At 65.6% G+C, this 12,929-nt stretch carries 10 protein-coding genes; 7 read left to right on the forward strand and 3 right to left on the reverse strand.

The annotated features are described in order from the left end of the window. Positions 1-6: 6 nt before the first annotated feature. Positions 7-1,212 carry a pyridoxal phosphate-dependent aminotransferase gene (locus tag ACP7CK_RS05465; protein WP_426025354.1) on the reverse strand — a complete coding sequence of 402 codons (1,206 nt, stop codon included), beginning with the start codon at positions 1,210-1,212 and terminating at the stop codon, positions 7-9. A 124-nt stretch (positions 1,213-1,336) separates the two neighbouring features. Here ACP7CK_RS05465 and ACP7CK_RS05470 point away from each other — a divergent pair, with 124 nt between their 5' ends. From ACP7CK_RS05470 to rodA, 6 genes are all read left to right on the forward strand, one after another. Then, positions 1,337-2,050 carry a TVP38/TMEM64 family protein gene (locus ACP7CK_RS05470; RefSeq protein WP_426025355.1) on the forward strand — a complete coding sequence of 238 codons (714 nt, stop codon included), beginning with the start codon at positions 1,337-1,339 and terminating at the stop codon, positions 2,048-2,050. A 282-nt stretch (positions 2,051-2,332) separates the two neighbouring features. Next, entirely contained in the window at positions 2,333-3,373 is a 1,041-nt protein-coding gene (locus ACP7CK_RS05475) for a rod shape-determining protein (protein ID WP_008260883.1), read from the forward strand. A 149-nt stretch (positions 3,374-3,522) separates the two neighbouring features. Next, positions 3,523-4,674 carry a rod shape-determining protein MreC gene (gene mreC, locus ACP7CK_RS05480; RefSeq protein ID WP_426025356.1) on the forward strand — a complete coding sequence of 384 codons (1,152 nt, stop codon included), beginning with the start codon at positions 3,523-3,525 and terminating at the stop codon, positions 4,672-4,674. Beyond that, positions 4,671-5,189, forward strand: a complete 519-nt coding sequence (locus tag ACP7CK_RS05485) for a hypothetical protein (protein WP_292148697.1) — start codon at positions 4,671-4,673, stop codon at positions 5,187-5,189. Before mreC ends, ACP7CK_RS05485 begins: the two co-directional genes overlap by 4 nt. Then, complete coding sequence (mrdA, locus tag ACP7CK_RS05490; protein ID WP_426025357.1) at positions 5,186-7,246, forward strand: penicillin-binding protein 2; 2,061 nt, start codon at positions 5,186-5,188, stop codon at positions 7,244-7,246. Before ACP7CK_RS05485 ends, mrdA begins: the two co-directional genes overlap by 4 nt. Then, positions 7,246-8,403, forward strand: coding sequence for a rod shape-determining protein RodA (rodA, locus tag ACP7CK_RS05495; protein ID WP_008259084.1), 1,158 nt, complete (start codon positions 7,246-7,248; stop codon positions 8,401-8,403). The genes mrdA and rodA overlap by 1 nt, the downstream gene beginning before the upstream one ends. A gap of 250 nt (positions 8,404-8,653) precedes the next feature. Here rodA and ACP7CK_RS05500 read toward each other — a convergent pair whose 3' ends face one another. Continuing rightward, positions 8,654-10,228, reverse strand: a complete 1,575-nt coding sequence (locus ACP7CK_RS05500; protein ID WP_035305271.1) for a sodium/sugar symporter — start codon at positions 10,226-10,228, stop codon at positions 8,654-8,656. A gap of 190 nt (positions 10,229-10,418) precedes the next feature. On the opposite strand from ACP7CK_RS05500, the gene ACP7CK_RS05505 reads away from it, so the two are divergent. Next, complete coding sequence (locus ACP7CK_RS05505) at positions 10,419-11,192, forward strand: IclR family transcriptional regulator (RefSeq protein WP_372704569.1); 774 nt, start codon at positions 10,419-10,421, stop codon at positions 11,190-11,192. A 319-nt stretch (positions 11,193-11,511) separates the two neighbouring features. Here ACP7CK_RS05505 and ACP7CK_RS05510 read toward each other — a convergent pair whose 3' ends face one another. Then, positions 11,512-12,864: an MFS transporter gene (locus ACP7CK_RS05510; RefSeq protein WP_008260602.1), complete on the reverse strand. Its 1,353-nt coding sequence runs from the start codon at positions 12,862-12,864 to the stop codon at positions 11,512-11,514. Positions 12,865-12,929 lie beyond the last annotated feature (65 nt).

Below are 12,929 nucleotides of genomic sequence, written 5' to 3' on the forward strand. Positions count from 1 at the left end.
GAATCGTCAGCGCAGCGAGGCGGCGAAGCGCTGGATGCGGGTGCAGGCTTCTTCCAGCACGGCGTCGGAGGTGGCGTAGCTGATGCGGAAATAGGGCGAAAGGCCGAAGGCCTCGCCCTGGACCACGGCGACGCCCTCGGCGTTCAGCAGTTCGGCGGCGAAGGTGCCGTCGCCGTCGATGACCACGCCCGATTCCGTCGTCTTGCCGATCAGGCCGGCGATGGACGGATAGACGTAGAAGGCGCCCTCCGGCACAGCGCAGGTGATCCCCGTCGCCTGGTTCAGCATGGACACGACCAGGTCGCGACGCTTCTCGAAGGCGGCCTTGCGCTCGGGGATGAAGTCCTGGGTTCCGTTCAGGGCCTCGACCGCCGCCCACTGGCTGATGCTGGTGGGGTTGGAGGTGGTCTGGCTGGCCACCTTGCGCATCAGGTCGATCAAGGGCTTGGGGCCGCCGGCGTAGCCGATGCGCCAGCCGGTCATGGCATAGGCCTTGGACACGCCGTTGACGGTCAGGGTGCGGTCGATCAGGTCGGGCGCGACCTGGGCGATGGTGGTGTATTCGAAGTCGCCGTAGACAAGGTGTTCGTACATGTCGTCGGTCAGCACCCAGACATGCGGGTGGCGGCGCAGGACGTCGGCCAGGGCCAGCAGTTCCGCCTGGGTATAGGCGGCGCCGGTCGGGTTGGACGGGCTGTTCAGGATCAGCCACTTGGTGCGGGGCGTAATGGCGGCCTCCAGCACCTCGGGGCGCAGCTTGAAGCCGTCCTTCTCCTCGCCGACCACGGTGACGGGCTCGCCGCCGGCCAGCAGCACCATGTCGGGATAGGACACCCAGTAGGGGGCGGGCACGATGACCTCGTCGCCGGGGTTCAGGGTGGCGACCAGAGCGTTGAAGATGACCGGCTTGCCGCCCGGGGCGACGTGGATCTGCGACAGGTCGTAGGTCAGACCGTTCTCGCGGGCGAACTTGGCCACGATGGCCTTCTTCAGCTCGGGCATGCCGTCGGCGTCGGTGTATTTGGTCTCGCCGCGACGGATCGCGTCGATGGCGGCCTGTTTGATATTCTCCGGCGTGTCGAAGTCCGGCTCTCCGGCGCCGAGGCCGATCACGTCGCGACCCTCGGCTTTAAGCTTCCGGGCCTGGGCGGTCACGGCGATGGTGGCCGAGGGCTTGACGCGGGCGAGGGCGGAAGATTGCAGGCTGGACATGGGTATCCCGTCGATCTTGGAAGGTTCGTGCCGGGGAAGGCGAGGTTCCTTACGCGCCGTCGCCGTTCGGGACAATCCGCCGACGCTCGCTAATCGCCGGACAGGATGATAAGCGGCGCACCTGATGCGCTGGATCATCGATTTCCTGTCGAATATGGAGGCGCGTCGCTGGCGCGCCGTACTGGCGACGGCCCTTCTGCTGGGCGCCATGATCGCCCTGTTCGCCGTGGGCAAGAGCCAGTTGGGCCTGGACGCCGAGGTGAGGCTGGAGGCCTGGCTGGGCGGGTTCAGGCATGGGCCTTGGGGACTGCCGGCCGCCATCGTCGTCTTCACAGTCGCGGCCTTCTTCGGGGCGCCGCAGTTCATCCTGATCGCCGCCTGCGTCGTGGCTTTCGGACCCTGGTTCGGGTTTCTGTACAGCTGGATCGCCACGGTCGCCTCAGCCGCCGTCACCTATTGGATGGGGCGCGGGCCGACGGCGCGCCTGCTTGAACGGCACGGGGGCAGGACGGTGGGGCGGCTGACCCGGTTCGTGGGTCAGAACGCCTTCTACGCCAGTTTCATGATCCGCAACGTGCCATCGGCGCCCTTCATCGTCGTCAACATGGCGTTCGGCGCGGCGCGGGCGTCCTTTTCCGGCTTCCTGGCCGGTTGCGCGCTCGGAGTGCTGCCCAAGACGGCCCTGGTGGCCTTCTTCGGCGGGTCCTTCATGACGGCGGTCAGCGGCGACGGGGTCTGGACCTCGGCCATACTGGCGGGCGTGGCCCTGGCCTGGCTGGCTCTGATGCTGGGTGTTCGCGAATGGGTGAAGCGGCGCGAAGTCGCGCGCGGCGACTGATCCGGCAAGCGAAAGGCAGCATGTTTCACAGGCTGTTTCCCACCCTCATGACGCTAACGTGAACACCCCCAAGCGCGGCTGTTCCACAGGGTTGGGGGTGAACTTGGATACGGTGCGCTAAGGGGGTTGTATTCCCTGTTTCATACGGGCACACGGGCCAACGGTAGACGTGGCGAAGACGATCAGGAAGCTGTCCGACAAGGGGATGTCAGGGCAGCGGGGCGTCGCCAGGTCAACTGCGAAACTGACGCCCTCGGTCAAAGAACAACGGTATCGATTCCCATGAGCTTTTCCCTTTTCGGCGCGATCTCCAACGACATCGCGATGGACCTGGGCACCGCCAACACCCTGATCTACATGAAGGGCAAGGGCATCGTCCTGAACGAGCCTTCGGTCGTGGCCCTGCGCAATGTCGGCGGACGCAAGATCGTCCACGCCGTAGGCATAGAGGCCAAGCAGATGCTGGGCCGCACCCCGGGCCACATGGAAGCCATCCGCCCGATGCGTGACGGCGTCATCGCCGACTTCGAAGTCGCCGAAGAGATGATCAAGCACTTCATCCGCAAGGTGCATAACCGCAAGGGCTTCGTGAACCCGAAGATCATCGTCTGCGTGCCGTCGGGCGCCACGGCGGTCGAGCGTCGCGCCATCAACGACTCCTGCCTGAACGCCTCTGCGCGCCGCGTGGGCCTGATCGACGAGCCGATGGCCGCCGCGATCGGCGCCGGCCTGCCGATCCACGAGCCGACCGGCTCGATGGTCGTCGACATCGGCGGCGGCACCACCGAGGTGGCCGTTCTGTCGCTGTCGGGCATCGTCTATTCGCGTTCGGTCCGCGTCGGCGGCGACAAGATGGACGACAGCATCATCAGCTACATGCGTCGCAACCATAATCTGCTGATCGGCGAGACCACCGCCGAGCGCATCAAGAAGGACATCGGCACCGCTCGTATCCCGGCCGACGGCGAAGGCCTGTCGATCGAGGTCAAGGGCCGCGACCTGATGCAGGGCGTGCCGCGCGAGGTCCGCATCTCGGAACGCCAGGCCGCGGAAGCCCTGGCCGAGCCGGTGACCCAGATCATCGAGGCCGTGAAGGTCGCGCTGGAAGCCACCCCGCCGGAACTGGCCGCCGACATCGCCGACAAGGGCATCATGCTGACGGGCGGCGGCGCCCTGCTGCGCGGCCTGGACATCGAGATCCGCGACCATACCGGCCTTCCGGTCTCGGTCGCCGACGATCCGCTGTCGTGCGTCGCCATCGGCTGCGGCCGCGTTCTGGAACATCCGCGCTGGATGAAGGGCGTGCTCGACTCGGCGCTCTGATCAATTCGTCTGCAGCCGGGTGAGAACCTGGCTGCAAATCCTTTCGGGCCTTCGCGATCAACGGTTCCATTCTGGCCCCGATTTTGCGATAGGCAGGCATGACGGCAGGGGCGCCTGCCGATTCCAACCCCTTATGTGGAAGGTCGCCCGTGGCGTTTCGCGACGGCCCTTTTGAAAACCTGAAGGTGCCGCTGGCCTGGACCGCCGCGGTGGTCGCAGTCGTGGCCATGGCGGGCGCGGCTCTTCTTCTTGTCAGCGATCGCACGACGCCGGACGGCGGCTCCAGCTATGGCGCGGCGCGGGGGGCTGCGGCCTCTGTGACCGGGCCGGTCAGCGGCGTCTTCGCCGCGCCGGTGCGCTGGGTCGGCGCCGTCACCGATTACATCGGCGGGTATTTCTTTGCAGTGTCCGAGAACCGGCGGCTGAGGGCCGAGGTGGCCGAGTTGGAGCCCTGGCGCGACCAGGCCATCGCCTTGAAGAACGTCAACGCCCGTTATGAAGCCATGCTGGGTCTGCGGACCGAGCCGGCCGTGCCCATGGTCACGGCGCGCGCCATTTCGGATGCCCGGGGCCCCTTCAATCGCGCCAAGCTGGTGGATGTCGGCGCGTCGAAAGGCGTGCGGATCGGCAATCCGGTCATTAACGAGCACGGTCTGATCGGCCGCGTCACCGGCGTCACCGGCGGCGTCAGTCGCATGGTGCTGCTGACCGACGTCGCGTCCCGTACGCCGGTTCTGGTGGACCGCACCGACGCCCGCGCCCTGCTGACCGGCGACGGGAGCGACAACCCCCGGCTGGAGTTCGTGCGCGGGGCCGGTTCTGTGCAGGCGGGCGACCGGATCCTGAGTTCCGGCGATGGCGGCGGCCTGCCGCGCGGCATTCCCATCGGCGTGGCGGCCAAGGGGATCGACGGTAGCTGGCGCGTGAAACTGTTCAGCGATCGCGGCGCCATCGACTATGTGCGGGTTCTGCTGTTCCAGGACTTCGGCCAACTGATCGATCCGAACGCGCTCAATGCGCCGCCCCTGGCCGGTTTGACCACGGCGCCTCCGCCGAACGCTGAACAGGCGGGCGCCATAGGCGACGCGGCAGCACGCCGTCAGGCGGCCGCGGAGGCCCAAGCGGCACGGGCGCGCGCCGCCGCCGCCGTCGCCGCGACACCGCCTGCAACAACACCGGCGGCGCCCCAGGCGCGTCCCGTTCAGACTCGTCCGGCGCAAACTCGACCCGCCGCCGAGGTGCCATCGGCGGCGACGTCTCCACAACCAACGCCCGCACAGGCGCCGGAGGGCGTGACGTGAGACGTCCGGTCGCGGTCCGCGTCGTCGGACCTCTGCAATGGATCGTCTATCCAGCCCTGGCGGCGATCGCCGCCACCATCATCTTCGCCACGCCTGTGCAACTGTTTGGCTTGATGCTGCCGGAGCCGGTGTTTCCGATGGTGCTGGCCTTCGCCTGGCCGCTGATCCGGCCGTCGATGACGGCGCCCGCAGTACTCTTCGGGCTTGGCCTGTTCCTGGACCTGTTCTGGAACGGACCTCTGGGCCTTTGGGCTCTGTGTCTGATGGGCGTCTATGTCGTGATCCTTTTGTCGCGCAATCTGCTGGCTGGGCATGAGGGGGTGATCCGCTTCGCCTGGTATATGGCCTGCACCCTGGCCGCCTTCCTGGTCGCCTATGTGATCGTGGCGGTGAGGGCGGGCAATCCGCCGGCGATCCTGGCCCTGATCGGCCAGATTCTGCCGACCCTGATCCTGTATCCGATCGCCGACTGGATGCTGGAACGGTTCGACGACGGGGATATCCGGTTCCGATGAGCGGCGAACCCTCCATCTTCTTTTCCGACGTCAACGAGCGGCAAGGCTCCTTCCTGCGCCGCACCTTCGTGTTCGGCGGGCTGACGGCCCTGGGGGTCACGGCCCTGGTGGGGCGGCTGGCCCAGCTTCAGGTCGTCCAGGCCCAGGAATATGCGACCCTGTCGTCGCAGAACCAGTTCAACTTCCGCCTGGTCCCGCCGCCGCGCGGCCTGATCAAGGATCGCAACGGCGTGGTCATCGCCGGCAACCGGCCCAGTTTCCGGGTGCTGGTGATCCGTGACGAGACCAAGGATCTGGATCAGACGCTGGATCTTCTGGGCCGTCTGCTGCCCGACACGCTGGAACGTCGACGCGCGATCATCCGCGAGGTCAACGCCTCGCCCAAATTCAACCCGGTGCCGGTCAAGAGCGACCTGACCTGGGAAGAGTTCGCCAAGGTCAACCAGTACGCAAACGAACTGCCCGGCGTCATGGCCGACATGAACGAGGCCCGCTACTATCCGTTCGGCGGCGCCTTCGCCCATGTGATCGGCTATGTCGCCAAGGTGTCTGACCGCGACGTCAAGGCGATCCGCGATAAGGGCGAGACGGTGCCGCCGCTGCTGTTCAACCCCGGTTTCCGGATCGGACGCCAAGGCGTCGAAAAAGCGCTGGATGAAGCCCTGCGCGGAGAGCCGGGCGGCAACCGGGTTGAAGTGGACGCTCGGGGCCGGGTGGTGGCCGAGGATATCGGCGGTTCACGCACCGCGGTGCCGGGCAAGGAGGTCGTTCTTACTCTGGACGCCGATGTCCAGAACCGGGCGCTGGAGGTGTTCGGCGAAGAGTCCGGCGGTTGCGTGGTGATGGACGTCCGCAACGGCGACATCCTCTGCATGGTGTCCGCGCCCTCGTTCGACCCCAACCTGTTTGTTGGCGGTATTCCATCCAACGTCTACAGCGCTCTTCGCGATTATGAGCGCAAGCCGCTGCTCGACAAGGCCATCGGTGGCGTCTTTCACCCCGGGTCGACGTTCAAACTGACAACCTCGCTGGCCTTGCTGGAGGCTGGGGTCGATCCTGACGAGCGGGTGGTCTGCACCGGGGGCTATCGCTTCGGCTCACGAACGTTCCGCTGCTGGAAACCCGGCGGCCACGGACCAGTGAACATGCATGACGCGATCAAGACGTCGTGCGATGTCTATTTCTATCACATGTGCAATCGGGCCGGCGTCGATAAGATTCAGGAGGTCGGCAAGAAGATCGGCTTCATGCAGACCTATGACATCGGGGTCGGCAACCAGAAGGCCGGATCGATTCCCAGTCGGGCCTGGAAGGCGAACTACAACAAGAACAATCCAAACCCTGATTCTCGGACCTGGTATCCAGGCGAGACCTTGTCGGTTGCGATCGGGCAGGGCGACGTGAACGTCACAGCTCTGCAACTCGCCGTGACGACCGCGCGTTTCGCCAATGCACGAAAGGCGATCATGCCGCGTCTGATCAAGTCTGTCGGCGGGGTGGATCAACCCAGCGGCGCTGCGGTGCCCGATCTGCCTTTCCCACCCGAACACCTTGAAATCGTTCGTCAGGGCATGGTGGCGGTGGCCAATGACGTCGGGGGCGGCGCCTATCGCCAGAGCCAGCTAGGGCTCGGCGACATCAAGATGGCCGGCAAGACGGGCACGGCGCAGGTGCGCAATTACGGGACCGGCTCTCGCAAGAGCGCCGACGTGACCTGGGCGCTGAAGGACCACAACCTATTTGTGGCGTTCGCTCCTGTGGACGAGCCGCGCTACGCTATCGCCGTCATCATCGAGCACGGGGGGTTGGGTGGCGCAACGGCCGCAGCGCCTCGTGCGCGTGAGATTATGCGCACCGTCTTGCTCAAGGACCCTGACATGGTGGCGCGCATGACGCGGCCGCCGCCGCCGGAGCCTACCGCTTCAGCCGAAACGGTTGAGCTGGAGGGCGCTGCGCCGCCCACGCCGGACGTGGCACCGATAGAGTCTTCACGTCAGACCCGTGAGGCGACGCCCCCCAACAGCGGTCCACGCCCCTATCTGTCCGAGCCGCGCTGATGACCGCTTCCGCCCTGTCCCGTCCCGGCGAGCGCGAGCGCGTTTCGACCAAGATCAGCCAGATCGACTGGCGTCTTCTGGCCCTGATCTGCGTGGTGTCCGGCACCGGCGCATTGATGCTCTATTCCGTGGGCGGAGGGTCCTGGTCGCCGTGGGCGGCGAAACACCTGATCCGCTTCGGCATGTGCGTGGCCCTGATGCTGGCCCTGTCCATGGTCAATATCCGCTTCTGGTTCGGCCTGGCCTATCCGGTCTATGGGGTGGCCCTGCTGATGCTGGCCCTGATCGAGGTTCCGGGCCTGGGTTATACGGCCATGGGCGCGACCCGCTGGCTGAACCTCGGCGTGACGCGCATCCAGCCGTCGGAGATCATGAAGATCGGCGTCGTTCTGGCCCTGGCGCGCTGGTATCACGGCGCTTCGGCCAAGGAGGCCAGCTTCCACTGGAAGCTGATCTATCCAGTCGCCATCATCGGCCTGCCCTTCCTGCTGGTGGCGCACCAGCCGGACCTGGGCTCGGCCATGCTGATCGGCCTGACCGGCGCGGCCATCATGTTCATGGCGGGGCTGAGCTGGAAGATCATCGCTGCTGTGGGCGCCGCCGCCGTGGCGCTGATTCCGCCCTATGTGATGTTCGGTATGCACGAGTATCAACGCCACAGGGTGCTGACCTTCCTGAACCCGGAGGCCGATCCGTCGGGCACGGGCTATCACATCATGCAGTCCAAGATCGCCCTGGGCTCCGGCGGTTTCCTGGGCAAGGGGTTCGGCCTGGGCAGCCAGAGCCAGCTGGAATTCCTGCCCGAAAAACACACTGATTTCATCTTCGCGGCGGTGTCCGAGGAGTTCGGCTTCGTCGGTTCCTTCACCATCCTGGCCTGTTATGCGGCGATCATCCTGATCTCGTTGCGGATCGCATCCCTGTCGCACAGCCATTTCGGCCGTCTGGCTGCGTCGGGCGTGACCGCGACCTTCGCCATGTATGTGCTGATCAACGGCGCGATGGTCATGGGGCTGGCGCCCGTCGTGGGGGTGCCGATGCCGCTGCTGTCCTATGGCGGCACGGTGATGCTGACGGTGATGATCGGTTTCGGCCTGGTGATGGCCACGCGCGTGCACCGTTACGCCGAACTGCCCAAGGGCCAAGGCCTGATCTGACGCCGGTCGCGCGTTCGGAAGCGGGTTTTGGAGCGTCGCCTGCACGACGTCTTACAGCGACGGGGTTCCACCACCGGCTCAACGCCTTTGAATTCGGCGGCCCGAACCATGAGCGAAACGAAACCGGTCTCCCTGGACCTGGCCTCCCCGCAACTGGTCTGGGACATCCGGGCGGAGCTGGGGGAGGGCCCCGTATGGGACGCCGAGCGCGAGCTGATGTAGGTCGTCGACGAGGCGGCGGGCCGCCCCGTCACCACCAGATCGAATAGACCAGGATCAGGAAGGCCACGACGCCGACCGCGGCCAGATTGAAGCCCAGCGAGGTCTTGTAGCTGATCTGGTCCAGCTTGATCTTCATGGCGTCTGGCTTGGCCGGGATCAGCAGCGACACGACCACGGCCGCGACCAGGGAGACGACGAAGACGACGCCGACCCGGTTCATGAAGGGGAAGATGAACTGGCCGGTCTCCTGCAGCCACCAGAAGATGGCCGACAGCACCACCGAGCCGATGGCGGCGGTCAGGGCGCCGGCTTCAGACGCGCGCTTCCAGAACAGGCCCAGCATGAAGATGACGACGATGCCCGGCGTGAAGAAGCCCGTGAACTCCTGGATGAACTGGAAGGCCTGATCAAACCCGCCCAACAGGGGACGGGCGGTCAGGATGCCGATGACCACGGCGGCGACGGCGGCGATGCGGCCGACCGTGACCAGCTGGTGCTCGGGCACGTCCTTCTTGATCTTGGCGTAGAGGTCCAGGGTGAAGATGGTCGAGATCGAGTTCACCTTGGACGCCAGCGAGGCGATGATGGCGGCGATCAGGGCGGCGAAGACCAGACCCTTCAGACCGACCGGCAGCAGGTTCATCATCGACGGATAGGCTTGGTCCGGCGCCGATAGGTTCGGGGCCAGGATCAGGGCGGCCATGCCGGGCAGGACCACGATCACCGGCATCAGCAGCTTCAGATAGGCGGCGAAGGCGATGCCTTTCTGGGCTTCCGGCAGCGACTTGGCGGCCAGGGCGCGCTGGATGATGTACTGGTTGAAGCCCCAGTAGCTGATGTTCATGACCCACAGGCCGCCCAGCAGAACGGCGATGCCCGGCAGCTCCTGATAGTGCGGATTGTCCTTCGACAGGATCATGTCGAACTTCTCGGGGAACTGGGTCAGCAGAGTGTGGAAGCCGGCCGCCGCGCCGCCCTCGCCGCCGATGGTCGACAGGGCGATGAAGCCGATGATCAGACCGCCGCAGACCAGCAGGGCGACTTGCACGATGTCGGTCAGGGCCACGGCCTTGAGGCCGCCCCACAGCTGATAGGCCAAGGCGAAGACGCCGATGGCGACGATGGCGTAATCCTGGTTGAAGCCGGTCACGGTGTGGACGGCGATGGCGCCCAGCCACAGGATCGAAGTCACGTTGACGAAGACGTAGAGCAGCAGCCAGAAGACGGCCATGACATTGCGGATCGTCGGCCCGTACCGCTGCTGCAGGAACTGCGGCATGGTGACGATGTCGTTGCGCAGGAAGATCGGCAGGAAGAACTTGCCGACGATCAGCAGGGTCAGGGCCGCCATCCATTCATAGGAGGCGATGCCCAGGCCGATCACATAGCCCGATCCGCTCATGCCGATGATCTGTTCGGCCGAGATATTGGCCGCGATCAGCGAGGCGCCGATGGCCCACCAGGGCAGGCTCTTGGACGCCATGAAATAATCGGTGGAGGTCTTCTGCTCACCGGCCTTGGTCCGCGAGACCCACTGGGCCAGGCCGAAGATGAAGACGGCGTAGATCGCCAGAATGGCCAGATCGATGCCCGCGAGCGTCATGTGCATTTCCCCCAACTATCGTGCCCTTTTGGTTCGGGCTTCCGCAAAGCGTAGGGGAGGCGTCCATCTGCCGCAATGGCATTTCATATGTGCTTGCGAGTTTTACTTGCGACAATGCTAAGATCGGCGCGCTTAGCGGGCGCCGCCGGATGGGGACGCCCGGCAGCCTATGGATTGCCGCAGGACTCTCATGACCGATCAAGACCCGACTGACCACCGCAAATATCGTGCGCCCGCGCTGGAGAAGGGGTTGGACGTGCTTGAGTTGCTGTCGGCCCAGGGCGAACCCATGACGCCGTCGCAGATGTCGGTGACGCTGGGGCGTTCGGTCAGCGAACTGTTCCGCATGATCCAGGTGCTGGAGTTTCGGGGCTATATCGAACAGTCGCCCGACGGCTATCGCCTGACAAACCGCCTCTTCACCCTGGGCATGGCCCAGGCGCCCATTAAGTCCCTGGTCGACGTCGCCATGCCGGCCATGCGGGATCTTGCATCCAATACGCGACAATCCTGCCACCTTGTCGTGCCGTCCGGCGACCAGATCGTGGTCATCGCGCGCATCGAGAGCCCCGGCGATCTCGGCTATTCGGTCCGGATCGGCTATCGGCGCAGCATTCTGGACGCGACCTCGGGCCTGATATTCTATTCCCGCTCCAACCCGAGGACGCGCAAACACCTGCACGACAATCTGGTCTCATTGTTCGGAGATGCGGCGGTCGCCGAGTTCGCCGAACGGGCCGTGGCCATGACGCGCGGGCCCCATGTCGAGCGGCCCAGCGATTTTGTGATCGGCGTCACCGATCTGGTAGCGCCGATCATGGGGTCGGACGGCGTCATAGCCACCCTTATCACCCCTTTTATCGAGCAGGCGTCCGTGGTGTGCAGCAAGGCGGAGGCGGCGACCCTGCTGGTCCAGTCGGCAGAGGCGATTTCCGAGCAGATGAGCGCCGTCTCACAAGCCTGATCTTCCGCAGGTTCCTCTGCTGACTGGATCGGCGCACAACGCGGACCCAGGCTTCAGGTCGAGCTGGGGGACCGGCGCTGAAGGGCGTCTGGTAGCTGCAAATACCCTTCGAAACCCCTTGGCGGGAGACGCAACGCGCGGTCCTCGGATCGCTGAAAACCCGAGCCATGCCTGAGCCCGCGATCAAACGCCGCCGGGTCATCGACAGGTTTGGTCTGCCGCACGACAGCCGCTGACGGGCCGCCGTGGCGGCGACGCAGACGAAAAAGCCCCGGTCCCGCCTGGCGAGACCGGGGCTTTCCGATCCGGCTGAAGCGGATCACGCCTTGGGGGCGGGGGTCTTGTCCGAGGAACTGCGGGCCAGTTCGCGGTTGAGCCACAGGGCGACCAGGGTGCAGATCGCGCCGGACAGCAGATAGGCGCCGGCGGCGATCAGGCCGAACTGGCTCGAGATCCACAGGGCGACCAGGGGGGCGAAGCCGGCGCCGAACAGCCAGGCCAGGTCCGAGGTCAGGGCCGATGATGTATAGCGGTTGGCCAGGGAGAAGCTGGACGCCACCGGACCGGAGGCTTGACCGAACGACAGGCCCAGCAGGATGAAGCCGGAGATCATGAAGGTCAGCTCGCCGATCGCCCCGCCGTTCAGCAGCTGGGGGGCGAAGCCCGAGAAGGCGGCGATGCCGGCGGCGGTGACCGCCAGCAGGGCGCGTCGGCCATAGCGATCGGCTAAAACGCCCGAAGCGAGGATGGCCAGCAGGCCGAAAACGGCCCCGACCATTTCGATCAGCAGGAAGCGGACCGGCGTTTCCTGGGTGAACAGGAAGACCCAGGACAGGGGGAAGACGGTGACCATGTGGAACATGGCGAAGCTGGCCAGGGGGGCGAAGGCGCCGATGGCGATCCGGGGGCCTTCAGCCTTGATGGCGGTGTGGACCGGAGTGGGCTGCAACTCGCGGGTCTCGAACAGCTTCTGGAAGCTGGGGGTCACGACGATGCGAAGGCGGGCGAACAGGGCCACGACGTTGATGGCGAAGGCCACGAAGAAGGGATAGCGCCAGCCCCAGTCCAGGAAGTCGGCCGCCGACAGGGTGTTCAGGAAGAAGGCGAACAGGGCAGAGGCGACGATCAGGCCGATGGGCGCGCCCAGTTGGGGAATCATGGCGTACCAGCCGCGGCGATTCTCGGGGGCGTTGACCGCCAGAAGCGAAGCCAGGCCGTCCCAGGCGCCCCCCAGCGCGACGCCCTGACCGATGCGGAAGACAGCGAGCAGTACGGCGGCGGCGATGCCGATGGTTTCATAGCCGGGCAGGAAGGCCACCGCGACGGTCGAGGTGCCAAGCAGGAACAGCGCTATGGTAAGCTTGGCGCCGCGCCCGAACTTCTGGTCGATGGCGATGAACAGGGCCGTGCCGAAAGGGCGGGCCAGGAAGGCCAGGGCGAAGATCGCGAAGGACAGCAGCGTGCCGCCGATCGGCCCGGCGAACGGGAAGATCAGTTGCGGAAACACGACCACGGAAGCGATGGCGTAGACGAAGAAGTCAAAGAACTCCGACGTCCGGCCAATGATCACGCCGATGGCGATTTCGCCGGCGTCCACCTTGCCGTGATCGGAGTGGAGGGCTGCGGCGTCGCGTTCCAGCGACTCTGACGAAGGGGTCGTCGAGACGGACATGGGCTGGGATCGCTCCGTGAAATTTGAGATTTGGGCATGCGTCGGTAATGCCGCATTATGACCGG

This window comes from Brevundimonas sp. TSRC1-1 (assembly GCF_049898245.1).
GTDB lineage: Bacteria > Pseudomonadota > Alphaproteobacteria > Caulobacterales > Caulobacteraceae > Brevundimonas > Brevundimonas mediterranea_A.

What these genes read in the sequence shown, in the direction of transcription:
- ACP7CK_RS05465 (WP_426025354.1), bottom strand. Translation starts at nt 1,212, where the DNA reads ATGTCCAGCCTGCAATCTTCCGCCCTCGCCCGCGTCAAGCCCTCGGCC.
- ACP7CK_RS05470 (WP_426025355.1), top strand. Translation starts at nt 1,337, where the DNA reads ATGCGCTGGATCATCGATTTCCTGTCGAATATGGAGGCGCGTCGCTGG.
- ACP7CK_RS05475 (WP_008260883.1), top strand. Translation starts at nt 2,333, where the DNA reads ATGAGCTTTTCCCTTTTCGGCGCGATCTCCAACGACATCGCGATGGAC.
- mrdA (WP_426025357.1), top strand. Translation starts at nt 5,186, where the DNA reads ATGAGCGGCGAACCCTCCATCTTCTTTTCCGACGTCAACGAGCGGCAA.
- rodA (WP_008259084.1), top strand. Translation starts at nt 7,246, where the DNA reads ATGACCGCTTCCGCCCTGTCCCGTCCCGGCGAGCGCGAGCGCGTTTCG.
- ACP7CK_RS05500 (WP_035305271.1), bottom strand. Translation starts at nt 10,228, where the DNA reads ATGACGCTCGCGGGCATCGATCTGGCCATTCTGGCGATCTACGCCGTC.
- ACP7CK_RS05505 (WP_372704569.1), top strand. Translation starts at nt 10,419, where the DNA reads ATGACCGATCAAGACCCGACTGACCACCGCAAATATCGTGCGCCCGCG.
- ACP7CK_RS05510 (WP_008260602.1), bottom strand. Translation starts at nt 12,864, where the DNA reads ATGTCCGTCTCGACGACCCCTTCGTCAGAGTCGCTGGAACGCGACGCC.